Genomic DNA, 26107 nt, shown 5'->3' with positions numbered 1-26107 from the left:
GATGAGCGACTGGCTGGCAGCGATCGAGAATGACACGCAGGCATCCGTGCTGGTGACGGTCGCCCTGGTGGAAGGTTCCGGGCCGCGCGAGGCGGGCGCGAAGATGCGCGTCACCCTCGATGACCAGGTCGACACCATCGGCGGCGGTCACCTGGAATTGCGCGCCGTGGAAATCGCCAAGACCATGCTGGCGACAGCAGACACGCATACGCGGCTCGAGCGTTTTGCACTGGGCCCCAGCCTGGGACAATGCTGCGGCGGCGTCGTCCACCTGGCGTTTGAGTATGTCGATGCCAGCCTGAAAACATTGCTGGCCGCCTTGCGCGAACGGCGCCAGCAAGACAGCTGGAAGGTAACGGCGCTCGATGGCGAGAGCGCGTCGGCGCTGTTCGATACCGCCGGTAGCTTGATTGCCGGCACGCCAAGCCAGGCGCCCGACACGTTTTCACGCGAGCGCGCAACCCATGTCGCGCAGGGGAGTGAAGGGCGGCGCTGGCTGGTCGACCCCTGCCTGGCGCCGCGCGCGCACCTGACCCTGTTTGGCGCCGGCCATGTGGGCGCGGCCATCGTGCGCGCGCTGGCCCATTTGCCCTGCACTATCACCTGGGTCGATGAACGCGAAGACATGTTTCCCCTACAAATGCCAGATAATGTGCGCATCGCCGCCACCGATACGCCCGAGGAATTTGTCGCCATGGCGCCGCCGGGCGGCAGTTTTCTCGTCATGACGCATAGTCATGCACTCGATCAACGCCTGACGCAAGCCATCATGGCGCGCGAGGATGTGGGCTGGTTCGGACTGATCGGTTCGCAAACGAAACGCAAGCAATTCGAGCACCGCCTGCAGGCGCGCGGCGTGCCGGACCAGCGCATTGCCGCCATGGTGTGCCCGATCGGCATGCCCGGCATCCGCAACAAGGCGCCGGCCGTGATCGCCGCTTCCGTTGCCTGTCAATTACTGATGGTGTGGGAGCAAGCCGCCAGCGCGGCCCTGGCCGCACCGCTGCGGCTGGCCTCTGCCAGCGCGCCACCGCGCCGCCCGACACGCGCCGCCATTCACCCGTTATAGAAAGAAGTCATGCCGATTGTTCCTGCCACATTGCAAGCTTACCGTGCCAGCTTGCTGCACTTCCACGCCGATCCCGCTGTCACCGAGGAGGCGCACGCCTGGCATGCCGATGGCTTGCTGATCGTGGTCGATGGGAAAATCGTGGCGGCTGGCGATTACGCACAGCTGCAAGCGACTTTGCCGCCCGGCACCGAGATCGTCGACTACCGGGGCAAGCTGATCGTGCCCGGCTTCATCGATACGCATCTGCACTTCCCGCAGACGGAAATGATCGCCTCGCCCGCACCGGGCTTGCTGCCGTGGCTGGAGACGTATACCTTCCCCACCGAGCGCGCATTTGAAGACCCTGTGCATGCGCGCGATGTCGCCGAGTTTTTCCTTGATGAACTGCTGCGCTGCGGCACCACCACGGCCATGGTGTATGGCAGCGTGCATCCGCAATCGGTCGACGCCTTCTTTGGCGCCAGCGAGGCGCGCGGCTTGCGCATGGTGGCGGGCAAGGTCATGATGGATCGCAATTGCCCCGAGTTCCTGCGCGACACGGCCGAGTCGGGCGCGCGCGAAAGCGAAGAGCTGATCCGGCGCTGGCACAAGCACGGCCGCTCGCTGTATGCGATCACGCCCCGTTTCGTGCCGACATCGACCAATGAACAGATGCACCTGGCGGGCGAACTGGCGCGCGCCTATCCGGATACGTATCTGCAGACGCACGTGTCGGAAAACGAGGATGAATGCCGCTGGGTGCGCGAACTGCACCCGCAGGCGCGCAGCTACCTCGATGTGTATGACCAGTACGGCATGCTGCGCCCGCGCGCCATGTTCGGCCATTGCATCTGGCTCGATGAGCGCGACCGTGCGCGCATGGCGGAAACATCCTCGGCGGCCGCCATTTGCCCCACCTCCAACTTGTTCCTCGGTAGCGGCCTGTTCGATTTCGAGCGGGCCGACGCGGCGAAAGTGCTGCTGTCGCTGGCCACCGATGTGGGTGGCGGCACCTCGTTCTCGATGTTGCAAACCATGAACGAAGCCTATAAAGTAGCACGCTTGAAAGGCAGCTATCTGCCCGCCTTGCGCATGTTTTACCTGGCAACTTTGGGTGCGGCGCGGGCCATGCAACTGGAAGGCACTTTGGGCAATTTCGCGGCAGGCACGGAAGCGGATTTTATTGTGCTCGACAAGCAATCGACGCCGCTGCTGGAGCGCCGCACGGCCGGCTGTCAAAGCCTGGAGGAATTGCTGTTTGCCTTTGCGCTGCTGGGCGACGACCGCGCCGTGGCCGCCACCTATTCAGGCGGGCAATGCGTGCATGTGCGGGGGCAGGGCTGACCTACCCGTTGTTCAACACGAATTATCCTGAGCGAGAACGCGAATGCACAAGAAACTCACTGGCCTGGCGCTTGGCGCCGCGCTGGCATTGACCGGAACGGCGCAGGCCACCCCGTCTTCCAACGAAGCGGCCACCGCGCGTCATTTTGCCGCCCTGGTTACCGGCGCGCAGCCGAAGACAGCCGAGTTGAGCCTGTTCTTTTCCATGATGCCCAAGGGCGGCGATTTGCATCACCATTACTCGGGCGCCATTTACGCCGAGCAATTCCTTGACTGGGTCGACAAGGAAAACTATTGCGTCAACAAGACAACCTACCGCATCGAAAGCAACAAGGACGTCGTGGCGGCCGAGCGCGCCAAGCCGGCCGCGCAGCGTGGCTGCCTGTCGTCCACGGAAGTGTTCGCCGACGCGGGCCTGTATGCGGAATTGCTGCAGCGCTGGTCGACCAAGGATTTTTATAACCACGGCGCCATCCAGACGCCGCCGGACCGTACCTTCTTTGATACCTTCGGCTACTTCGGTCCCGTGGCATCGAGCAACACGGCCGATGGCCTGAACACCCTGAAGCAGCGCGCCATCGCGGAAAACCTCAGCTACATCGAGACGATTTTCGAACTGTCGCCGTTCGTACAAAACGCGCAGTTCGACCAGCAAGTGCTGGCGCCGGGTTTGCCGCCAGCAGCCCTGCAAGCCGTGCTGGCCAAGTGGACAAGCAGCCTGGAACAGGATGCCAGCTTCCAGAAAAGCATCACCGCCTATAACGATAACGTGAACGCCAGCAGCGCCGGCATCGACGATGCGAACTTCACCATGCGTTACCAGGCGTATGTACTGCGTTTCCTGTCGCCATCGCAAGTTTTTTCCTCGATGGTGGCCGCGTTCAAGGCAGCCAGCCTGAATCCACTGCTGGTGGGCGTGAACATCGTGGGCCAGGAAAGCGTGAACGTGTCCATGCGCGACTACAGCCTGCACATGGAAATGTTCAAGTTCCTCAAGGCAAAATATCCGAACGTCAAGATCGCCCTGCATGCGGGTGAGCTGGCGCTGGGCATGGTGCCGCCGGAAGGCATGGCTTTCCATATCGCCGAAGCCGTCGGTGTGGCCGGCGCGGACCGGATTGGCCATGGCATGGATATCGCCTACGAGCACAATGCGCTGGCGACCATGCAGAAGATGCGCGAACGCAATATTCCCGTGGAAGTGAACCTGACCAGCAACGATTACATACTCGGTATCAAGGGACAGGCCCATCCGATCACCCTGTACCGCAAATATGGCGTGCCGTTCGTCATCTCCACCGATGATGCGGGCGTCTCGCGCAATACCCTGTCGAATGAGTACGTGCTGTTTGCCAGCCAGTACAAGACCGATTATGCGGAAATCAAAAAGCTGTCATACAACAGCCTGCGCTATTCCTTCCTGGCCGAAGCGGACAAGCAACGTTTGCTGAAAGCGCTCGATGCCCGTTTCACCCGTTTTGAAGCGCAAATTGCCGCTGCCGACAAGGCAGGCAAGAGCGGAAAACCGTAAGTTGCGCGACGTTCACAACTAATACTGTCAAGACGGCCGGATTCTCCGGCCGTTTTCCATTTTCCTTCCAAATTCCCCATGCTGTTATTTTGTTAATTTTGTGGCGGCCATGCGACACAATTAACGGCAGATGCACGACTTTATCCAAATTCATGGATGAATCAATTTCAAGTACATATTGCTCATTTATAATCTCGCGCCATAAGCCCGGACGCTGTCAGCACGATATCAATCCTGCTAGTTACCACATGCTATTTATACTTTAAATATATAAATATGTAAAAAAAAACGTATTTGTCATCCATTTTTTGATGATGCATAGTGGGATGAGTGTGATATTAAAAAGTCACAATTCATATGGCTGATAGCGTATGAAGATGGGTATTTGCAGTAAATAAAGGTGAGATGCAGGGTGAAAACGCACAGTCAATGGAATAAATGACGACATTTTCCTGCTTCTTGCCGCCGTGTCACAGTCTTGAAATATTTAACAATTACACTCGCGGCTTGCCATGTTCGCCGGGTAAGCATGTCGGGTGAATGACACAGGTGCTAGCGCCCTGGGTCGTACGGATCGGTCGCTATTTTCCGCCGTTATTGTCTGGATAAGAATAGTTGTGATGTGTGGAGCGGCGTTTTGTAATGGTCTTGTCAGGACCACAGCCAGTCCAGCCGGCGTAACAGTTGCAGTATCGTAAAGAGGAAATGTTGTGTTTGTGTTGCTGTGCGGCGCAGCCGGACAGTGGGGCAATCCAGGATTTTCAAAAAATAATAGTCTTTTCTGGGGTTAAAGATGATCAATCACAAGCGACTTCGGCTAACGCAAATCGCGTTCAGCCTGTCTATTGCACTGGCGGCGGCACCATCGTTCGCACAGAACACTACGTCTTCCATCGGCGGCCGTATCTCGGCCACCGACGGCAAGCCGGCAGCTGGTGCCACCGTTACCATCGTGCATACCGAATCGGGTTCCGTGAATAACGTGACGACCGATGCGGAAGGCCGCTACGTCGCCCGCGGCTTGCGCGCTGGCGGTCCATACACCATTACCATCACCAAGAATGGCGAAGTGGAAAAACGCGAAGGCGTATACGTGTTGTTGGCGGAAACGGCCAACGTGGACGCCACCCTGGGCGCACCAATGCAAACCGTGAACGTAACAGGTTCCGGCGCGCGCGCGCAGATATTTAATCGCAGCAATATGGGTGCCGGCACCAATCTCGGTCCGACGGAATTGGCTACTCTGGCATCGGTTTCGCGCAGCTTGCAAGATTATGCCCGTATCGATCCACGTATTTCGCAAACCGACAAAGGCCGTAGCGAAATTTCGATGGGTGGTCAAAACTCCCGCTATAATTCGATGACGATTGACGGCGTGGCAGTGAACGATACTTTCGGACTGGAAGCTTCTGGTACCGCTACCGGCAAACAGCCTATCTCGATCGAAGCGATCCAGTCGGTGCAAGTGAACGTTGCGAACTATGACGTAACGCAAAAAGGTTACACGGGCGCCAACATTAATGCCGTCACCAAATCGGGCACCAATACGGTCAAGGGCAGTGCGTATTTCGCATTCCGTAATGACAAGATGTCCGGTGACCGCTATAACGACACCTCCAATAGCTACTACGCACCGCCACCGTCGAAAGATACTACCAAGGGCGTCACGTTGGGCGGACCGCTGATCAAGGACAAACTGTTCTTGTTCGCTAACTACGAAGAAACGTCGAGTTCGCGTAGTACCCCGACGTTTGGTCCGATTGGCAGTGCATTGACGAACGTTGCCATTTCGCAGCCCGCAATCGACGGTATTGCAGCTATTGCTAAAGATAAATATAACCTGGATATCGGTACGTCGGCGATCCCCGCTGGTACCAAATTCACGTCCAAGGATAAACTGCTCAAGGCTGACTGGAACTTGACGGACAGCCAGCGCCTGATGTTGCGTTATGCAAAGACTGAACAGGCGGAGCCATTCTTCACAGGCTTCTCGTCTACGGGCCTTTCCCTGAGCTCCTACTGGTATAACCAGAAGAAAAATCTGGAAACAGTGGTTGCCCAATGGACCGCAGAGTGGACACCAACGTTTTCGACCGAGTTGAAATTGTCGACGCGTAAGTATGACAGCATCCCTGAAACTAGTTCCAAGATGCCATCGATCGGCTTCCGCTTCTTCGGCGCCTTGCCGGATGGCGCGCCATCGAGCTTGGCGACTGGCAGTCGTTACCTCAATTTCGGTACCGAAGCCAGCCGTCAAATGAACGTGCTGCGCACGGACACGAAAGATATTTACGCAGGTGCTAACTGGAGCCTGGGCGATCACGATATCAAGTTCGGTACGGATTACAGCGAAAACAAGATTTACAATGCATTCCTGCAAAACGTCAACGGCACTTACACCTTCGCTTGCCTGGACAAGATTTCGTATACGTTTGATACAACGGGCAATTTCACCTGCAGCGGCAAAACCGCTGCCGTGATCCAAGCCGCGACACTGGAAAACTTCAGCCGTGGACGCCCTGATGTCTATAATTTGCAAGCTCCAATCGATGGCAAATCTTTGGATGATGCCGTTGCTCGCTTTACGCTGAAAAACATCGGCTTGTTTGTCCAGGATACCTGGAACGTGAACAAGCAATTGACCGTTAGCGCCGGTTTGCGTATTGATGGTACCCGCGTCGGTGACTCGCCACTGAAAAATGAGGCAGCAGCATTGCCGGTCGGTCCACTGGTAAAAGGTCGCCAAACGGGTGGTTTTGGTGTTGATAATACGCATACCGTTGACGGTCAAAACCTGTATCAGCCACGCGTGGGCTTCAACTACAAGATGGACACCGCACGTCCGACGCAGATCCGCGGTGGTGCAGGCTTGTTCCAGGGTGCAGCATTGGCCGTGTGGCTGGGTAACCCATACCAAAACACTGGCGTGGTCATGCGTAACATCAGCTGCACGTTCACCGCACGTACTTGCCCAACCAATGGTGGTTTCTTCAGCCCGGATCCGACAAATCAACCAACAGGTGTGATCAGCAACATTCCTGCAGCCAAAGTCGATGTGCTGAGCACTGACCTGGCACAGCCTTCGGTCTGGAAGAGCAACCTCGCGATCGAGCATGAATTGCCATGGTTTGGTCTGGTGATCGGCGCGGAATACCTTCGTACGAAGACCAAGGATGCGATTTACTACAAAGAGCTGAACCTGGGGCCTGCGACGGCAACCGGTACCGATGGTCGTCCTCTGTACTACTCGGCTAATGGGTATCTGCAAAAATGCTGGAATGAAAATGGCGCGACGGGTGGCGCACCTTGTGCCTTTACACCTAAGGGCGCAAATAATCCAGCCTTTGCGCAGGTACTGCAGGCAACCAAGACCAAGGAAGGTCAAGGCAATATGCTGACCTTGAGCTTGCGCAGCCCTATGCGTAATGGCCTGTCGTGGGGCAGTTCGTACACCTACACTGACGCCACCGAAGTGTCGCCACTGACCTCGTCGACTTCCAGTTCGAACTTCGCTAGCCGCGCTTCGTTCGATCCGAATGAAAACGTTGCTTCGAATTCGAACTACCTGGTCAAGGACCGTTTCACGGCTCACGTTAGCTGGCAAAAGCGTTTCTTCAGCGAATACAAGACGAGCTTCGGTGTGTTCTATGAAGGTCGTAGTGGCAAGCCCTACAGCTGGACCATCAAGAATGACTTGAACGGCGACGGCTTGGCTGGCAATGATTTGATGTACATTCCCAAGGCACCTGGTTCGGGTGAAGTGGCTTTCTACGGTGCGACCGCAGAAGCCCGTGCAGCCAACGAGGCAGCTTTCTGGAAAATCGTGAACGCCAATGGCGACTTGCGTAAGGCCGCCGGTAGTGTGGTTGGCCGTAACCAGAGCTTTGCTCCGTGGACCAATAACATCGATATGCGTATCAGCCAGGAATTGCCAGGTTTGTTCAAAGGCAATCGTGGTTTGCTGACTCTGGACTTTATGAACGTTGGTAACATGATCAACCGTAAATGGGGTCATATCAATGAAGTATCTTTCCAGACCAATGGTGGCCTCGTGCGCAACTTCGTTGACTATGCTGGTCTGGATGAAAAGGGTCGTTACATTTACAACACCCGCGATGTATCGAGCCTTGAAACTCGTCAAACCAAAGGCGAATCTCAATGGGCAATTCAAGCCACGGTTAAGTACGAGTTCTAATCTCGTCCTTGCCTCGTAGCTTGGCAAGTTAAAAACGGCTGGTGGCGACACCGGCCGTTTTTTTCGTTTATGTTCTGCTTTCTTGGATACTCTGATGGGCTTGCGGCGCTTGGCGTCCCCCCGGACGAGACAGATTTTTTTGACAACGATGACTACGTGGGAACCATGAAACATCATCTGACACCGCTGGCCGCCGCGGCGGCCCTGACCTTGCTGCTGGCCGCCTGTGCCGCACCTTCCACGCCTCCCACGCCTTCCGTGGCACCCGTCGATATCAACCTGGTCGCCCTGAACGACTTCCACGGCAATCTCGACCGCAGCAAATTCACCTATACGAGTGTCGCCGATGCCGAGCGCAAGACGGTGCTGGCGGGCGGCATCGATACTTTGTCCGGCGCCTTGACGGCGTGGCGCCGCGAGGACGCGCAGCTGATTTTTGTCGGCAATGGCGACCTGGTCGGCGCCAGCCCCGCCATGTCGGCGCTGTGGGCCGATGAACCGAGCATCGTCGCCATGAACATGCTGGGCATGAAGGCCAGTTCCGTCGGCAACCATGAATTTGACCAGGGCAAGGCGGAATTGCTGCGCCAGCAGCGCGGCGGCTGCGAGTCGTCGCGCGCGGACAAGGCATGCAAGTTCACGCCCGACTTCAAGGGCGCCAGCTACACCTACATGGCCGCCAATGTGATCGACACGCAAACGGGCAAGTCGCTGCTGCCCGCCTACCGCATCGAAGAGGCGCATGGTGTCAAGGTGGGCCTGATCGGCGCCGTGCTGAAAGATACGCCGTCCGTGGTGACGGCCGCCGGCATTGCTGGCCTGCAGTTCGGGGATGAGGCGGACGCCATCAACGCCACCTTGCCGCAGTTGCGCGCGCAAGGCGTGGGCGTGTTTGTCGTGCTGCTGCACCAGGGCGGCGAGACAAAGGAGGCCGTCGACCAGCCCGATTGCAGCCACCTGAAGGGCGAAGTGGTCGACGTGGTGAAACGCCTCGATCCGGCGATTCAGCTGGTCATCAGCGGCCATTCGCACCAGGGCTATCTGTGCCGTGTCGATGGCCGCCTCGTGACGCAAGCACAGATGGGCGGGCACATGTTGACGCGCATCAAGCTCAAGGTCGATCCCGTCAAGAATGCCGTTGTCGATGCCAGCGCGCACAACGTCATCATGCTGCCAGGCATGTATGAGCCGGACCCGGCCGTGGCTGCCTACCTGGAATCGGTCAAGCAGCGCAGCGCGGCCGAATTGTCGCGCCCCGTGGCCGCCATCGCCGTGCCCAGTGTGGGCCGCAGCACCAAGGGCAGCGGCGCTTCCGCGCTGGGCGACCTGGTGGCCGACAGCACCCTGTTCGGCGCGCGCGCCGCCGGTGCGCAAATCGGCCTGATGAACAATGGCGGCATCCGCAAGGACCTGGAAGCGGGCACCGACCTGATGACGAACGTGGGCCAGAACCAGGCGGTTGTCCCGTTCGGTAATACCCTGATCGTGGTCAGCCTGTCCGGCGCGCAAATCCGTACCTTGCTTGAGCAGCAGTGGCCGGGCGCGGTAGCGGAAGACAACAACCTGTTGCAAGTGTCTGAAGGTTTTACTTATCGCTGGGACAGCACGCAGCCGCAAGGCCAGCGCGTGCTGCCGGGCAGCATCATGCTCAATGGCATCGCCATTGATGACAATCAACAATACCGAATCGCTGCCAACAGTTTCCTCGCTGGCGGCGGCGACCGTTTTACCGTACTGGCGGCCGGCACGCGCCGGCTCGACACGGGCGTGCGCGACATCGACGCCTTCAGCAATTACCTGATCGCCCGCGTGCGTGCCGGCAAGCCGGCTGGCAGCGCCACGGCAGCGGGCCGCATCGTGCGCGTCAAATAATCTACAAGGAATAACCATGCGTCGTTTATCTGTTTCCCTGCTCGTCACTACCCTGTTCGCGGGCACGGCCCACGCCGATTTCACCATTCCCGGCTTTGAGCTGGTGCACACCTCGCCCGTGGAAACGAGCTTGACGAATCCCGACCTGCGCGAACCCGTCGCCGTGTGGCGCGAGCTGTTCGATGGTGCGAAAAAAGAGATCGTCATCGCCCAGTTCTATGCCGTCAGCAAGCCGGGCACGGCTTTTGAAAAGGTGCTGGACAGCCTGACGGCCGCCGGCCAGCGCGGCGTGAAAATCCGCTTCCTGCTGGACCAGAAGGGCGTGGGCCTGTCGGAAGCGGCCACCATCGACCGGATCAAGGCGATTCCGAACCTGGACTTGCGCCTCATCGATTTCAATAAAATCACGGGCAACGGCATCGTGCACGCGAAATACCTGGCCGTCGATGGTGAGGTCGCGTACATCGGCAGCCAGAATTTCGACTGGCGCTCGTTCGAGCACATCCATGAAACGGGCTTGAGAATCACGGAGTCGGCCATGGTCAGCCAGGTGCAAGCGATCTTCGAGCAGGATTGGCAAGCGCAGGCATTGACGTCGCAAGGCAGCCGCGCCACGGTGCTCAACAGCAAGGTCGTGCCCGCCAACTACGCGCAAAACGCTTTCCTGCTGGCCAGCCCGAACGCCTACAACCCGGCCGGCGTGGGTGATTCGGAAACGGGTTTGCCAGCCTTGCTGGCCGAAGCGAAAAGCGAAGTGCGCATCCAGCTGCTCGATTACGCGCCGCTGTCCTACGGTCCGAACCGCACGCGGCCGTACTACGCCGTGATCGACAACGCCGTGCGCGCGGCGGCCCAGCGTGGCGTGAAAATCAAGCTGATGGTATCCGCCTGGAACACGGAAGCGCCGGCCATCGCCTACCTGAAAAGCCTGGCCCTGGTACCGAACGTGGAAATCCGCATCGTGACGATTCCTGCGGCCTCGACGGGGTTCATTCCATTTGCGCGCGTGATCCACAGCAAGACCATGAGCATCGACGGCAAGCTGGCCTGGGTCGGCACGAGCAATTGGGCGGGCGGCTATTTCGACTTGTCGCGCAACCTGGAAGTGGTGCTGCGCAACGAGCCGATGGCGCGGCGCATCGCCGCGCTGCATGAGCAGACGTGGAGTTCGGCGTATGCGCAGCCCATCGACATCAACCGGCAGTATCCGAAGCCGGCGAAAGCCGCGCCGCAAGGCAAGGAGTAAGGGTGAGCATGAAAAAAATACTCTGCGTGCTGGCGCTGGGCGCCGCATTCGCTTCTGGCAATGTGCTGGCCTGGGGCAACGACGGCCACCGCGCCGTCGGTGCCATCGCCGATCAATTGCTCAAGGGTAGCGCGGCCCAGGCGCAAGTGGCCAAGTTGCTGCTGCCCGGCGAAAGCCTGGAAAAGATCGCCAACTGGCCCGACTGCGTGAAGGGCACGTATTGCGGCCCGCAATCGCCGGAAATGCTGACCTATGTGGCGGCCAATCCCAAGCATGGCGAATACCATTACACGAACGTGCCATTCCAGAATGCGCACTACCATGACCATGGCGTGGGCACTGCTGACGACGATATCGTGCAAACGCTCAAACAGGCGATCCTGGTGCTGCAGGGCAAGGCTGATGCGGCCAGCAATCCGCACGGCTTCAGCCAGCGCGAAGCACTGATTCTGATCACGCACCTGGTAGGCGATATCCACCAGCCTTTGCATGTGGGCAATGCGTTTCTCGGTAAGGATGGCCAGTTTTTCGTGCCCGCCACGCAGGCGCAGATCGACGATGTCGCCGTTTTCAATGCGCGTGGCGGCAACGACTTGCTGCTCGACGATGCGAAGATGACGGCCCTGTCGGACGCCGTGATAGCCGCGCCGTTGCCAGCGGAAGAGGGGACAGCAAAAGCTCCAGCGTATCCGAAGTCGCCCACCAGGCCCCTGCATTCGTACTGGGATACGACCGTCGTCGATTACGCCATGCGCCGCCTGAGCACGCGCACGCCGCAGCAGTTTGCGCGTACCGTGATCGCCAGCGCGCCGGTGGTGAGCGCCAATACTGGCGACCCTGTCACCTGGCCGTATCAGTGGGCCGATGCCGCGCTGGCAGCGTCCAAGATTGCTTTCACGGACGTGGCGGCCGGTCCGGCCACACAGCAGACCAGCCGCAAGGGTGATGTCTACAACGTCTGGAGCTTGACGGTGCCGGACAATTATCCTGTGCCCAGCTCGGCGTTGGCGAAGCAGCAACTGATCGAGGGCGGCTATCGCCTGGCCGCCGTGCTGCAGGCGATTTGGCCGCAGTAAAGATGTCATGCGAAAGCGGCCTGCGGGCCGCTTTTTTCATGCCAGGGTGATGGCGATGCCCATCTCGCGGTACGGAGCGAGCAGGGCGTCGTCCACGTCGCGGTGCACGATGATATCGCTGACCTGGCTCAAGGGCGCGATCTGGAACGGCGAGGTTGTGTTGAACTTTTCCGGCGAGGCCAGCACAACGGTGCGTGCGGCGGCATCGCTCAGCGCGCGTTTCACGCACGCTTCTTCGTAATCGCCGGTGGTGATGCCCGCCTGCGGATGCAGGCTGGACACGCCCATGAAATACAGGTCGGCGCGGATGCGGCCGATGGCTTCCACGGTGGCCGCGCCGACAGCCACGATCGAGTGCTTGTACAGGCGTCCGCCCAGCATCAGCACGTCGATCGATGGGTGATTCACCAGTTCGACGGCAATCGACGGGCTGTGCGTGACGACGGTGGCGCGCAAATCGCGCGGCAACTGGCGCGCCAGTTGCACGGCGGTGGTGCCGCCATCGAGAAACACCACTTGCCCCGTTTGTATCATGGCGCCCGCCGCGCGGCCGATGGCGGGCTTGGCTTCGGGCGAAATCTGTTCGCGACCCACAAACGGCGCCAGCGCGGGCGAGCGGGGCAGCAAGGGCAGGGCGCCGCCGTGCACGCGTTCCAATAAACCCTCTTTCGCCAACTCGCGCAAGTCGCGCCGTATCGTGTCTTCCGACAAGCCCAGACTATCGCTGACGGCCTTGGCGACGATCTGCCCTTCGCGCTGGAGCAAGTCCAGCAGGTATTGTTTGCGTTGATGTGTCAGCATGGTTTTTCTTATATTTTCTTGATATTGCACGAGTTTGCATGATAAAGTCGACGAACGCAAGCACAAGGAGACACTATGCGCGAAGAAAATAGCAAGCAGCAACGGGTCCGCATCCACGACGTGCAGACCCTGTCGCACGACTGGTATCTGTTGCAAAAGACCACATTCGATTACCTGCGCCATGATGGCGAATGGCAGACGCAGACGCGGGAAACCTATGACCGCGGCGATGGCGCCACCATCCTGCTCTACAACAAGGAACGTCGCACGGTGATCCTGATCCGCCAGTTCCGCTTTCCCACGTATCGCGCAGGCCACGATGGTTTCCTGATTGAATCAGCGGCCGGCTTGCTGGAAGAGGCCAGCGCGGAGCAGCGCATCCGTGCCGAGGTGGAAGAGGAAACCGGTTACCGGGTGGGGCAGGTGCACAAGATATTTCAGGCCTTCATGAGTCCCGGCTCCGTAACGGAGCGCCTGCATTTCTTTGTCGCCGAATACGATCCGGCCAGCCGCATCGGCGACGGCGGCGGCCTGGCGCACGAGGGAGAAGATATCGAGGTGCTGGAACTGCCGCTGGCGCAAGCAATGCGCATGGTGGCCGATGGCCGCATCTGCGATGGCAAGACCATCATGCTGCTGCAGCATGCGCAGCTGCACTTGATGCCGCGCAAACTTGGCATGCAAATCCTCGTTGCCGGCCCCTACCGCTCGGGCACGGGCGACGATCCCGCACTGATGGCGGCGAATGTCGCGGCCATGCAAGCCGTCTGCCTGCCTCTGTATGCCAAGGGTCACATGCCCGTGCTCGGTGAATGGCTGGCCTTGCCCATGCTGGCGCTGGCCGGCTCCACCCGGGTGGGCGATGCCGTGTATGAAGACCTGTTCCACGCGCACGCGACGCGTCTATTAAGCCACTGCGATGCCGTGCTGAGAATCGGCGGTGCGTCTGGCGGAGCGGACCAGATGGTGGCTGTAGCGCAGGATCTCGGTTTACCCGTGTATTTCTCGCTGGACGAGATTGCCCAGGCGTAAAAAAAGCGAAGCCCAAAGGCTTCGCTTTTTGTCATTTTAGGGAGCGCCTGAAAAATGCCCAGGGCTAGGCGTCTTGCCGAAGGCAGTACGAATGTACGACGAGGCAAGGCAACGACGCCATGGGTATTTTCTCAGGTGCTCTTAACGGGACTTGACGAAGGGGATACCGATGGCTTTCGGCGCGATGGATTTCGCCATCAAGCCCGCCAGCACGATCACGGTGACCACGTACGGCACCATCTGGATCAAGGAGCCGGGGATGCGGCCCACGACGGGCAAGTCCACGCCTTCGATCTGGATCTGGATGGCGGCAAAGAAGCCGAACATCAGGCAGCCGAGGAAAGTGTAGACGGGACGCCAGTTGCCGAACACCATGGCCGTCAGGGCCAGGTAGCCGGCGCCGGCCGACATGTCGCGCAGGAAGAAGCCGCTTTGCACGATGGCAAGATACGCGCCCGAGAACGAGCACAGGATGCCGGCCACCAGCATGGCCAGGTAGCGCGTCGCTTCCACGCTCACGCCGGCCGAGTCGGCCGCGTGCGGGTTTTCGCCGCAGGCGCGCAGGCGCAGGCCGAAGCGCGTGTGGTACAGCAGCCAGTGCACGAGCGGGATCAGCAGGAACGCCACATACACGAGGATGGAATGGCCGCCGATCAGGTGGGCATACACCCAGCCGATGAAGGGGATGTGCTCCACGTACTGCGTGCCCGGCAAGACCACGTCGAACAGCCGCGCCGAACCGAGGTCGGGCGTGCGACCGCCTTGCTGGAAGAAAAATTGCGCCAGAACAAAGGTCAGTCCGCTCATGGCGATGTTGATCGCCATGCCGGCCACCAGCTGGTTGCCCTTTTGCGTGATGCTGACGTACGCCTGCAGCAAGGCCAGGGCGACGCAGACGAGCATGCCGGCGGCCATGCCGTAATACGGGTTTTGCGTCGTGTAGGCGACGGCGGCGGAAGCGAAGGCGCTGGCCAGGATCTTGCCTTCCAGGCCGATGTCGATCATGCCGCTGCGTTCGGCGAACAGGCCGGCCATGGCGGCAAAGATCAGGACGGGCGCATTGCGCACGGTCGATACCAGGATGCTGGCGAAATGGAAGTCGTCGAGTGTCATGGTGTTAGCCTTTGGTGCGCTTGAGCAGGGCGGAAATGGCCGGTGCGTAGAAGTTTTCCATGGCGCCGCAGAACAGGATGATCAAGCCCTGGATGAAAATGAAAGTTTCCGTCGGGATATTCGGTTTTTCCAGCGACAGGTCGAAGCCCCCCTGGATCAGCGCGCCGAACAGCACGGCCGACAAAAAGATGCCGACCGGATGCTGGCGGCCCATCAGGGCAATGGCGATGCCGATGAAACCGGCGCCACCGACGAAATTGAGCGACAGGTAATGCGTCGAACCCATGATGGAATTGACGGAACCGAGGCCCGCCAGCGCGCCGGAAATCAACATGACGATGATGATCATCTTGCTGATCGACACGCCCGCATAGTGGGCCGCATGCTTGTTCAGGCCCGTGGCGCGCAGCTTGAAGCCCCACGACGAGCGCCAGACCATCACGCCGTAGATCACCAGCGCGGCGATCGCCAGGATAAAGCTGATGTTCAGCGGCGTGTCGCCCAGCGACGGGAACCAGGTGGAGAGGCGCGGCATTTCGCCGCTTTCCGCAAACACGCGGCTGGCCGTGTTCTGCTCGCCCGGCGGAATCAGGTACTTCACGATAATAAAATTCATCAGGCTGGCGGCGATGAAGTTGAACATGATGGTGGTCACCACGATGTGGCTGCCGCGCTTGGCTTGCAGGTAGCCGGGCAAGAAACCCCACAGTGCGCCGAACAGGGCCGCGCCGATCATGGCTGCAGGAATCAAGAGCCAGGCGGGCAGGGTCTGGTCGAAGGCCAGCATGGCCACCGTCAGGCCCAGGCCGCCGATATACATCTGGCCTTCGGAACCGATATTGAACAGGCCGGCCTGCATCGCCACGGAAACCGACAGGCCCGTGAAGATGAAGGTGCTGGCGTAGAACAGGGTATAGCTCAAGCCTTCAGGATTGAGGATGGCGCTGTGGACGAGGATCGACAGCGATTCGGCCGGGTCTTCGCCCAGCATATAAATCACCAGGGCGGCGACCAGCAAGGCCGACAGCAGGTTTAACATGGGCATGACAAAGGCTGTCGCCCAGCGTGGCAAGTCGTTATTCATGATTTATGCATTCCCCCCATCAGCAGACCGATGCGGGTGGTATCGAATTCTTCAATTTTCAGTTCGCCGGTGATGCGTCCGCCGCACATGACGAGAATGCGGTCGGCCAGCGCCCGCACTTCTTCCAGTTCGACGGACACCAGCAGGATCGCCACGCCCGCGTCGCGCAGGGCCAGCAATTGCGTATGGATGCTTTCGATGGTGCCGATGTCGACGCCGCGCGTGGGTTGCCCCACCAGCATCAGTTTCGGCTTGGCCAGCACTTCGCGCGCGATCACCACCTTTTGCTGGTTACCGCCCGACAATAAGCCGATGCGCAGGTCAGGGTTCGCCGGGCGCACGTCGAAGGTTTTCAGCAGTTCCGCGCAGCGGGCGCCGATGGCCTTGAAGTTGAACAGGCCCCAGCGGTTTTTCAGGTGATCCTGGTAACCGAGGATGGTGTTTTGCATGACGGAGAAATTCTTCACCACGCCATCGCGCAAGCGGTCTTCCGGAATGTGGGCGATGCCCAGTTCGCGGAAGGCCAGCGGCAAGCCGTCGGCATCGTGGCGCTTGGCAAACGGCAAGTCCTTGTCCAGGAAGCGCAGCTTGCCGGACGTCGGCAAGCGCATGCCCGACAAAATTTCCAGCAGTTCGCTCTGGCCATTGCCGGAAACACCCGCGATGGCGACGATTTCGCCGGCGCGCAAGTTGAAGCCGATGTCGGCCAGCAGTTTGACCTGTTGCGCGTCGGCCAGTTGCAGATCAGCCACTTCCAGCACCGTGGCGCCCGGATTGTACGGTGCACGGGGCAGATGGCTCTGGATGGGGCGGCCTACCATCATGTTGGCCAGCTCCTCTTTCGAGGTAGTCGCAGTGGCAACGGCGCCCACCACCGTGCCGCCGCGCATGACGGTGACGTTGTCGGTGATTTCCAGGATCTCTTGCAGCTTGTGCGTGATCAGGATGATGGTCTTGCCTTGCTCCTTGAACAGGCGCAGGATTTCAAACAGCGAGGCCGTTTCCTGGGCCGTCAGCACGGCCGTCGGCTCGTCGAGGATCAGGATATTGGCGCTGCGGTAAATCTGCTTGAGGATTTCCACGCGCTGCTGCGCGCCGACGGAGAGGTCTTCGATCTTCGCCAGCGGGTCCACGTCGAGGCGGTAGCGCGCGCAAATCTCGCGCAGCTTGGCTTCCGCTTCGGCACGGTGGCTGGCCAGGCGAAAACCGCCTTCCGTGCCCAGCATGATATTGTCGAGGACGGTGAAGTTCTCGACCAGCATGAAATGCTGGTGCACCATGCCGATGCCGAGGTTGATCGCTTCCTGGCTGTTGCGGATAGGCTGTACTTTCCCGTCGAGCAAGATTTCTCCGCCGTCGGCACGGTAATACCCGTACAGGATACTCATCAAGGTCGATTTGCCGGCGCCGTTTTCCCCCACCAGGCCGTGGATACTGCCCTTGGCGATGGAGAAACTGACGTCGGCGTTCGCCTTCACATGTCCAAACTGCTTGGAAATGCTGCGAAATTCTACTGCTGGCTGCATAGGTTCATAACTGGATAGTTTCATGGAAACGCGCCGCGCGGAGACAGGCCCCGGCGGCGCGCTAGAAGATACGGAGAAAAATTAAACCGGGCAGCTGCTGCCGACGCGGTAATCGATCACTTTGATCTTGCCATCGATAATGTCCTTACGCGCACCCAACACGCGCTTTTCGATTTCCGGCGTAATCAGCTTGCGGTTGTTGGCGTCGAGCGCCCAATCCACGCCGCCTTCTTTCAATCCTTTATAGCTGACGCCGCCCTTCCAGGTGCCGTTCTTGACTTCCATGAAGCTGTCATACACCGTGTTGTCGACGCGCTTGACCATCGAAGTCAGGATGCTGCCCGGATACAAACCATTCTGGTTCGAATCGACGCCGATGGCCAGCTTGCCTTTTTCCTTGGCCATTTGCAGCGTACCCATGCCGCTGCCGCCGGCCACGGCGAAGACGACATCGACGCCGCGCTCGAATTGCGAGCGGGCCAGTTCGCCACCTTTGGCCGGGTCATTCCAGGCGCCGGAGGTGGTGCCGACCATGTTTTGCGTGATTTCCGCTTTCGGATTGACGGCCTTGACGCCTTGCGCGTAGCCGCAGGCGAAGTTGCGGATCAGCGGGATATCGATGCCGCCGATGAAGCCGACCTTCTTGCTCTTGCTGGCCATGGCTGCAGCCACGCCTACCAGGTAGGAGCCTTCTTCTTCCTTGAAGACGACGGAATTGACGTTGCTGCCGGCGGCCTGGCCGTCGATCAGCACGAATTTCACGTTCGGGAATTCTTTTGCGACTTTTTGCACGGCTTGCGTTTGCGCAAAGCCGATGGCGGCGATCATGTCGAGTTTCTTGCGGGCCAGGCCGCGCATGACTTGCTCGGCTTGCGTATCGCTCGATGCCTGAACTTCGATGAAGGAAATGCCTGTGTCTTTTTTGAAGCGCGAGGCACCTTCGAAAGCGGATTGGTTGAACGACTTGTCGAACTTGCCGCCCGCGTCATACACGACACCCAGTTTTGGGGTAGCCGCGGACGCTTGAGCAGTCAGAAATACGGCTGCGATCGTCAAACTAAATTGTGTAAGTTTCATGAATTGGCTCCTGGAAGATCGATATTGTATATTTTTTATAGGTGAAACATATAATTTGGGGCCGATTTAGCCTGTTTTTGATGCACGAGATGATAATTCCTTATCAACATTGCACCGTATTGAACAAGATCATTGCCGGCCTTGTGTGCTTTTATGTCGACAGTGTGATGCTCATGCAACAGTCGCGCCCCGTCTCTTTTATAGTTACAACATCGAATGGGGCTGCCGGAGCGGGCTGGGATGCGCCGTCAATGGACGGGCAGGGCAGGCGCAGGACCGGCGCCACGATGGGCGTCCGAATCACTATGCATCATGCCAGATATGTATGACAAATACGTTTTTGTTTAACTATTTATATGAAAGTCATATAAATTGGCATGCAAACCCAAAACGAAGGGCTGGGGTCGGACGGGGACGCCGAGTCCCTGAGGGTCCGCCCCCGGTCTTGCTGCTTTTCGGGTTAGCGACGCTTGAGGCTTTGCCTCAATTAGCTGGGGGATTAATAATATTCAGGAAGGCCCTCACGACGGGAGCGTCGTCGAGCGTGGTGTAGCTGATGTACAGGTTGGCCGATGGCGGATTGGTCTTGATCGGTAGAAACACGACGCCGGGCCAGCCGATGCGGCTCGTCGTTTCCGGCACCAGGGTCACGCCCAGGCCGGCGCCCACCATGGCCAGCAGGGTTTGCGGCTCGCTCGCTTCCTGGAAAATCACGGGTTCGAAACCGGCATTGACGCAGCATTGCACCAGGTAGCGGGGAAACGCGGATTTATCGAGGTTCAGGGTCAGCATGGGCTCATGGGCGATGTCGATCAGCTCGATGGCCGTGTTTTTTGCCAGCGGATGGTGTTCGTTGACGGCCACGCAGACGTTTTCACGGAAGCACAGCTCCTGGCGCAGGTTGTCGTGGCGCAAGTCGTCGTCATTGAGTTTCGGTTCGCGCCAGAAACCCACGTCGATCTGCTTGGCGCGCAAGGCTTCGTATTGCACCGTGGGACCGAATTCATGGATGGTCCAGCTGACGCGGGGAAATTTGGTCTGGAACTCTTCCAGCAGGCTGGGGATGGGGCCCCACATGGCCGAGCCGACGATGCCCACGCGCAAGCGGCCCACTTCGCCACGGTCGATCTGGCGGATGGTATCGATGGTCATGCGCATCTTGGCCAGCAGCTCGGCCGCCTCGTTCATCAGTGCCTTGCCCGCCACGGTCAGCTCGAAGGTGCGCGTGGTGCGCGCAAACAGGCGCACGCCCAGTTCGCTTTCCAGTTTCATGATCTGCTGGCTCAGGGGCGGCTGCGAGATATGCAGGCGCTCGGCGGCGCGGCTGAAGCTTTTCTCCTCGGCAACGGCAAGAAAATACTTTAACTGTTTCAGATCGATGGACATGCTTTCCTTGCATTACCTGATGCTAAACGGGAATGGCGCGCGAACCTGAGGGCCGCGCGCTTTTCTACGGCAGTCCTATTATCGTGCCACGACCGCCTGCATGGCAATGGCCAGCGCGGTGCCCACCTGGGCATTGTGCTTGACGAGGGCGATATTCGTCGCCAGGCTGCGGCCGTCCGTCAGCTGCTTGATGCGCGACAACAGGAATGGCGTGACTTGCTTGCCCTTCACGCCGCCCGCGTCCGCTTCCTGCAGCGCTTGCGTGGTGATCGCGTCGATTTCTTCCTTGGGCATCGCTTGCGCGGCCGGCACCGGGTTGCTGACGATGACGCCGCCTTTCAAGCCCAGCTGCCATTTCGTGCCGATGAAGGCGGCCTGCTCGGCGGCCGTGTCGAGGCGGAAATCGGCCTTGAAGCCGCTTTCGCGTGTAAAGAAGGCGGGAAAACCTTCCTGGCCCACGCTGATGACGGGCACGCCGTGGGTTTCCAGGTATTCCAGGGTCAGGCCGATGTCGAGGATGGATTTGACGCCCGCGCAGACGACGGCGACCGAGGTTTGCGCCAGTTCCTGCAAGTCGGCCGAAATGTCGAAGCTGGTTTCCGCGCCGCGGTGCACGCCGCCGATGCCGCCCGTGACGAACACGGTGATGCCGGCCAGTTCCGCGCAAATCATGGTGGCGGCCACGGTGGTGGCGCCCAGTTTACCCTGCGACAGGACGAACGGCAGGTCGCGGCGGCTGACTTTCATGGCGTCGGCCGAGGTGCCCAGCAATTCCAGCTGTTCGGGCGACAGGCCCACGCAGATCTTGCCGTCGATGATGGCGATGGTGGCCGGCACGGCGCCGCCGTCACGGATGATCTGTTCCACTTCGCGCGCCATTTCCACGTTTTGCGGATACGGCATGCCATGCGAAATGATGGTCGATTCCAGCGCCACGATGGCCTTGCCGGCGGCGCGCGCGTCGAGCACTTCTTGCGAGAACAAGAGGAAATTCTGTAATTGGGTCATGTATCAATCCTGTTGAAAGAGGGTAGGGGGAGGGGGCGCCAGATCGGCGTCGTCAATGTCGTCGAGCGCGCCGGCCGACACCAGGGGCGAGACGGTGGCGGCCGATTCCAGTGTCATGGCGGCCAGCTTCAGGCCGCGCCGGCACGCTAGTTTCAAATCGCTGCTGTCGTGGTACAGCGACCAGCAGACGGCGGCGGAAAACGCGTCGCCGGCGCCCGTCACGTCGACGGCGTCCACTTCGCGCGCGGCCAGATGCACGATGGACGCGTCCTGGCTGTCGCCATCCGTGAAGTACACGCCTTCGCCGCCGCAGGTGACGATCACCTGGCGCGCGCCCTGGCGCAGCACTTCGCGGCAGGCGGCGCGCACCTCGAATGCCGTGGGCAAGGCCCGCGCCACGCGCGTTTCCAGTTCGCCCCGGTTGAGGATCAGCAGATGCAAGCCCGTCAGGTCTTGCGGCAAATGCGCCATCTTCGGCTGCGAGACGGCGACGATGACCAGTGGCGTGGCGTGGGCAGCATCCTGGCGCGCGTCGGCCAGCAGTGCCTGCACGCTGTCGTGGCCCAGGTTCAGGTCGCAGACGGTGAGGGCGGCGGCGGCGCGCTGCGGCTGGCGGCTGTGCAAGAAGGCGGGCGTCAGCTGTTCATACAGTTGCATGTTGGCCATCGCCAGCAGCATTTCGCCATGCTCGTCGAGCACGGCCGTGTAGGTGCCGCTGCTGGTGTTGCTCAGATGTAAGCTGCCGCGCATGTCGATGCCCGCATCTTCCGCGTGCGTCTGCAGGGCGTGGCCGGCCGCATCGTCGCCCAGCGCCGTCAGCAGGGCCACGGGGATCGACAATCGTGCCAGGTTTTCCGCGATGTTGCGGCCCACGCCGCCAAACACTTCTTCCGAGCGCACGGGATTGGAGGTGCCCATCTGCAAGGTCGCCAGGGTGCGCATCTTGCGGTCGAGGTTGGCGGCGCCGATGCACAGCACGGGGCGGCTGTCGGGCAGCACGTAGGCGCGCCCCAGCAGGCGTCGCTCGCGGATCAATCCGGCGATGTGGCCGGCGACGGCCGAGCGCGACAAGCCCAGTTCGCTCGCCAGGTCTTGCTGCGAGATGAAGGGATTGTTGCGGATCAGTGCGTACAGCTGGTCTTTTTTATTGGTATCGGTCACAAGGTTTTCACTGAAGGGATAAACATTTGTTTGCGACTTTAAACATTTGTCTTGCTGGTGTCAAGCCGGTGTCAAGCAGGGTTGAAAAACCTTCGTATGGAGCTTGTATGCATGGATTTCCCGGGCATGGCAGGCCTGGGCTAGCCTCGACTATAATATCGGCCATTTATATTTGAATTGTATAAATGGGCAAGAAAAATGGTATTTGCCATACATATTCCGTTTGATGCATAGTGGCGGCAAATAAAGGCAATACGCATCTGGATAGTCCAGCAACACCCATACATACCCGATACCTGGGTGCGATACTTTGCGTACTCCGCCGCGCAGGCAGCAACCATCATCATTAGTCAATCAGAGGATAACCATGTCGAACAACACCCCTTTCCACGCCGCCGAAATCATCCGCGCCCGCGCTCCTGAAAATTTCAAGCCGCGCGTGGCGATGATCCTCGGCTCCGGCCTGGGCGTGTTGGCCGAGCAAATGACGGACGCCGTCAGCATCAGCTTTGACGAATTGCCAGGCTTCCCGATCAGCACCGTGCACGGCCATGCGGGCGAACTGGTGGTCGGTACCCTGTCGGGCGTCGCCGTCGTCTGCATGAAGGGCCGTGGCCACTTCTATGAAGGTTATGGCATGGGCGTGATGACGAGCGCCATCCGCACCCTGAAGCTGCTGGGCTGCGAAATGCTGTTCGTCACCAACGCCGCCGGTTCCCTGCGCCCTGAAGTGGATGCCGGCAGCCTGGTGGCCATCAGCGACCATATCAACCTGCTGCCAGGCACGCCGATGGTCGGCCCGAACGACGACCGCTTCGGCCCGCGTTTCTTCAGCATGGCCAACGCCTATGACGCCGAACTGCGCCAGCAAGTCAAGGACACGGCGGCCGCGAATGGCATCACCCTGCACGAAGGCGTATTCGTCGCCTACCCTGGCCCGAACTTCGAGACGGCCGCGGAAATCCGCATGATGGCCCGCCTGGGCGCCGACACGGTCGGCATGTCCGTGGTGCCGGAAGTGGTCTCGGCCCGCCATTGCGACCTGAAAGTGGTGGGCGTGTCCGTCATCACCAACCTGGCCGAAGGCATGTCGCCATTCGCCCTGTCGCACGAGCAAACCCTGAAATACGCGGCCATCGGCGCGAAAGACCTGGTCAAGCTGATCCTGGCTTTCCTGGCCAAGGTTGCTGAAAAGCCGCAAGCCTAAGAACACCTGTCAAAACCTGCTGCGCGTCGCGATTTGCGGCTTGCGATGCTCACTGTGCTAAAGCACAGTTGCGCTTCTCGGCCACAACTCACTGCCGCTCGCCACGGTTTTGTCCGGCGTTGCAAAACGTTTTTTTTTACGCAGTAGCGGCGCGCCGGCCACCGGCGCTGCCGCGCGGCAGGCCGGGAAAATCCGGCCTACACTGTCCGCATCATTCCGCATCACTCCATAAAGCGAGCCTTATCATGTCACGCGCATTTATCCTCCTGCTTGATTCCTTCGGCCTTGGCGCGACGCCAGACGCCGCCAAGTATGGCGACGCAGGTGCCAATACCTTTGGCCACATTGCCAGCACTGTCGCCAAAAGCGGCAAGACCTTGAAACTCCCGAACATGGAACGCCTGGGCCTGGGCGCCGCGGCGCACCTGGCCAGTGGCGAATGGGCCACCGGCTTCGACCAGCGCGACGGCTTTACCGGCGCCTACGGCGCGGCGCGCGAGCGCTCCACCGGCAAGGACACGCAGAGCGGCCACTGGGAAATCGCCGGCGTGCCCGTCGAATTCGACTGGGGATATTTTCCCCGCACCACGCCGTCGTTCCCGGCCGACCTGACCGACAAACTGAAAGCCCTGTCGGGCGTGCCCGGCTTCCTCGGCGACTGCCACGCCTCGGGCACGGACATCATCAACAAGCATGGCGATGAACATGTCGCCACCGGCAAGCTGATTATCTATACCTCGGGCGACTCGGTGATGCAGATCGCCGCGCACGAAGAATCGTTCGGCCTCGAGCGTCTGTACGCAGTGTGCGAAATGGCCTTCAAGCTGGTCGAACCGTACAACATCGGCCGCGTCATCGCCCGCCCGTTCACGGGCAGCAATGGCAACTACACGCGCACTTCCAACCGCCACGACTATGCGGTGGCGCCGCCAAGCAAGACCCTGCTCGACCACGTCAAGGATGCGGGCGGCGAAGTCGTCGGCCTGGGCAAGATCAGCGACATTTTCGCCACCCAGGGCATTTCCAGAGTCGTCAAGGGCGTCGACAATATGGCGCTGTTCGAAGCGCTGTTGAAGACGGCCGATGAAGTGCAGGACAAGTCGCTCACCTTCGTGAACTTCGTCGATTTCGACCAGGCGTTCGGCCACCGCCGCAACGTCGAAGGCTATGCCGACGCGCTGCGCGAAATGGATGGTCGCCTGCCGGAATTCATGGCCAAGCTGAAGGAAGGCGACCTGGTCGTGATCACCGCCGACCATGGCTGCGACCCCACCTGGCACGGCTCCGACCACACCCGCGAACACATTCCGATGATCTTCTTCGGCCCTGGCGTCGCCCCGCGCGCGCTGGGCATTTCCGAGACCTTCTCCGATATTGGCCAAACCCTCGCCAAGCACCTTGGCGTACCACCACTTGCTAATGGAACCAGCTTGTTATGACACTCATGCACCCCGAATTCAAGCGTAACGAGGCCGTTGGCCTCGACCTGGGCTGGATCAACCAGATCCGCGTCAACCGCGCCGCGACGGACCGCCGCGCGGCCAGCCTGGCGAACCGCCGTACGGTGAAAAAGGAATACCAGGCCGCCTGGCTGGTGAAAGCCATCCAGATGATCGACCTGACCACCCTGGGCGGCGACGATACGCCGGGCCGCGTGGAACGCCTGTGCATGAAGGCCATGCGCCCGCTGCGCGCCGACCTGATGGATGCACTGGGCCTGACGCAGCTGAGCACCGGCGCCGTGTGCGTGTACCACGAGATGATTCAGCCGGCCGTGAAAGTCATCCAGGGCCGTTTGCCTATCGCTGCCGTGTCGACCGCCTTCCCGGCGGGCTTGACGAACATGGAAACGAAGCTGCGCGAGATCGAACTGTCGGTCGCCGCCGGTGCTTCGGAAATCGATATCGTCATCACGCGCCAGCATGTCCTGAACGGCAACTGGCAAGTGCTGTACGACGAAATGCTCGCTTACCGCAAGGCTTGCGGCGAAGCGCACGTGAAGGCGATTCTCGCCACGGGCGACTTGCTGACCATGGAAAACGTGGCCAAGGCGTCGTGGGTGTGCATGATGGCCGGTGCCGATTTCATCAAGACATCCACCGGCAAGGAAAGCGTCAACGCCACCATTCCCGTGGCCCTGACGATGGTGCGCACGATCCGCGAATACCACGAGCAGACGGGTTTCCAGGTGGGCTTCAAGCCGGCCGGCGGCGTCAGCTCGGCCAAGAGCGCGCTGCAATACCTGACCCTGATGAAGGAAGAACTGGGCAACGAATGGTTGCAGCCGCACCTGTTCCGCATCGGCGCTTCCAGCCTGCTGACCGATATCGAGCGCCAGCTCGAGCACTACGTCACCGGCAGCTACTCGGCCAATCATCGTCACGCACAACCTTAAAG

At 60.0% G+C, this 26107-nt stretch carries 18 protein-coding genes and 1 pseudogene; 11 read left to right on the top strand and 8 right to left on the bottom strand.

The features are described from left to right. The first annotated feature begins 1 nt into the window (after position 1). The 7 genes from xdhC (at position 2) to KY494_RS13050 (ending at position 12315) form a co-directional block, all read left to right on the top strand. The gene (gene xdhC, locus KY494_RS13080; RefSeq protein ID WP_219891219.1) at positions 2-1069 is read left to right on the top strand and encodes a xanthine dehydrogenase accessory protein XdhC; all 1068 of its coding nucleotides are present in this window, start codon (positions 2-4) and stop codon (positions 1067-1069) included. 9 nt (positions 1070-1078) lie between these two features. Beyond that, a complete protein-coding gene (gene guaD / locus KY494_RS13075) occupies positions 1079-2395 on the top strand; it encodes a guanine deaminase (RefSeq protein ID WP_219891218.1) in 1317 nt (438 codons plus the stop codon). 43 nt (positions 2396-2438) lie between these two features. Further along, the gene (locus KY494_RS13070; protein WP_219891217.1) at positions 2439-3926 is read left to right on the top strand and encodes an adenosine deaminase; all 1488 of its coding nucleotides are present in this window, start codon (positions 2439-2441) and stop codon (positions 3924-3926) included. 793 nt (positions 3927-4719) lie between these two features. Next, positions 4720-8121 (top strand): TonB-dependent receptor, encoded by a 3402-nt coding sequence (locus KY494_RS13065; RefSeq protein ID WP_219132971.1) that lies wholly within the window; start codon positions 4720-4722, stop codon positions 8119-8121. 165 nt (positions 8122-8286) lie between these two features. After that, complete coding sequence (locus KY494_RS13060; protein WP_258194838.1) at positions 8287-9993, top strand: bifunctional UDP-sugar hydrolase/5'-nucleotidase; 1707 nt, start codon at positions 8287-8289, stop codon at positions 9991-9993. Between the two features lie 16 nt (positions 9994-10009). Further along, the gene (locus tag KY494_RS13055; RefSeq protein ID WP_219891216.1) at positions 10010-11239 is read left to right on the top strand and encodes a phospholipase D-like domain-containing protein; all 1230 of its coding nucleotides are present in this window, start codon (positions 10010-10012) and stop codon (positions 11237-11239) included. Between the two features lie 8 nt (positions 11240-11247). Further along, a complete protein-coding gene (locus tag KY494_RS13050; protein ID WP_219891215.1) occupies positions 11248-12315 on the top strand; it encodes a S1/P1 nuclease in 1068 nt (355 codons plus the stop codon). 36 nt (positions 12316-12351) lie between these two features. On the opposite strand, the gene KY494_RS13045 is transcribed toward KY494_RS13050, so the two are convergent. Next, the gene (locus KY494_RS13045) at positions 12352-13116 is read right to left on the bottom strand and encodes a DeoR/GlpR family DNA-binding transcription regulator (RefSeq protein WP_219891214.1); all 765 of its coding nucleotides are present in this window, start codon (positions 13114-13116) and stop codon (positions 12352-12354) included. A 75-nt stretch (positions 13117-13191) separates the two neighbouring features. On the opposite strand from KY494_RS13045, the pseudogene KY494_RS30150 reads away from it, so the two are divergent. After that, a pseudogene (locus tag KY494_RS30150) lies at positions 13192-13776 on the top strand (NUDIX domain-containing protein); the annotation flags it as partial. 513 nt (positions 13777-14289) lie between these two features. Here the strand turns inward: KY494_RS30150 and KY494_RS13035 are convergent. The 7 genes from KY494_RS13035 to KY494_RS13005 all read right to left on the bottom strand — a co-directional run bounded on the left by KY494_RS13035 (position 14290) and on the right by KY494_RS13005 (position 22503). Then, positions 14290-15261: an ABC transporter permease gene (locus KY494_RS13035; protein ID WP_086145100.1), complete on the bottom strand. Its 972-nt coding sequence runs from the start codon at positions 15259-15261 to the stop codon at positions 14290-14292. Between the two features lie 4 nt (positions 15262-15265). Beyond that, a complete protein-coding gene (locus tag KY494_RS13030) occupies positions 15266-16345 on the bottom strand; it encodes an ABC transporter permease (protein WP_034754518.1) in 1080 nt (359 codons plus the stop codon). Continuing rightward, positions 16342-17871 carry an ABC transporter ATP-binding protein gene (locus KY494_RS13025; protein WP_219891212.1) on the bottom strand — a complete coding sequence of 510 codons (1530 nt, stop codon included), beginning with the start codon at positions 17869-17871 and terminating at the stop codon, positions 16342-16344. Before KY494_RS13025 ends, KY494_RS13030 begins: the two co-directional genes overlap by 4 nt. Before the next feature lie 81 nt (positions 17872-17952). Further along, positions 17953-18948, bottom strand: coding sequence for a BMP family protein (locus KY494_RS13020; RefSeq protein ID WP_071079281.1), 996 nt, complete (start codon positions 18946-18948; stop codon positions 17953-17955). Positions 18949-19431: 483 nt separating this feature from the next. Then, a complete protein-coding gene (locus KY494_RS13015; RefSeq protein ID WP_219132978.1) occupies positions 19432-20334 on the bottom strand; it encodes a LysR family transcriptional regulator in 903 nt (300 codons plus the stop codon). A gap of 78 nt (positions 20335-20412) precedes the next feature. Further along, positions 20413-21342 (bottom strand): pseudouridine-5'-phosphate glycosidase, encoded by a 930-nt coding sequence (locus tag KY494_RS13010; protein ID WP_219891211.1) that lies wholly within the window; start codon positions 21340-21342, stop codon positions 20413-20415. 3 nt (positions 21343-21345) lie between these two features. Then, positions 21346-22503: a carbohydrate kinase gene (locus KY494_RS13005; protein WP_219132980.1), complete on the bottom strand. Its 1158-nt coding sequence runs from the start codon at positions 22501-22503 to the stop codon at positions 21346-21348. A gap of 367 nt (positions 22504-22870) precedes the next feature. Between KY494_RS13005 and xapA the strand changes: the two genes are divergently transcribed. The 3 genes from xapA (at position 22871) to deoC (ending at position 26105) form a co-directional block, all read left to right on the top strand. Continuing rightward, positions 22871-23710 carry a xanthosine phosphorylase gene (xapA, locus tag KY494_RS13000; protein WP_219132981.1) on the top strand — a complete coding sequence of 280 codons (840 nt, stop codon included), beginning with the start codon at positions 22871-22873 and terminating at the stop codon, positions 23708-23710. Positions 23711-23955: 245 nt separating this feature from the next. Beyond that, complete coding sequence (locus KY494_RS12995; protein ID WP_096233956.1) at positions 23956-25149, top strand: phosphopentomutase; 1194 nt, start codon at positions 23956-23958, stop codon at positions 25147-25149. Further along, on the top strand, positions 25146-26105 hold the full coding sequence (deoC, locus tag KY494_RS12990) for a deoxyribose-phosphate aldolase (protein WP_219132983.1): 960 nt from the start codon (positions 25146-25148) through the stop codon (positions 26103-26105). The genes KY494_RS12995 and deoC overlap by 4 nt, the downstream gene beginning before the upstream one ends. Positions 26106-26107: the final 2 nt, after the last annotated feature.

The organism is Janthinobacterium sp. PAMC25594, from assembly GCF_019443505.1.
Taxonomy (GTDB): domain Bacteria; phylum Pseudomonadota; class Gammaproteobacteria; order Burkholderiales; family Burkholderiaceae_D; genus Janthinobacterium.
The sequence above is the reverse complement of the archived record's forward strand: the minus strand, read 5'-3'. Positions and strand labels throughout refer to the sequence as shown.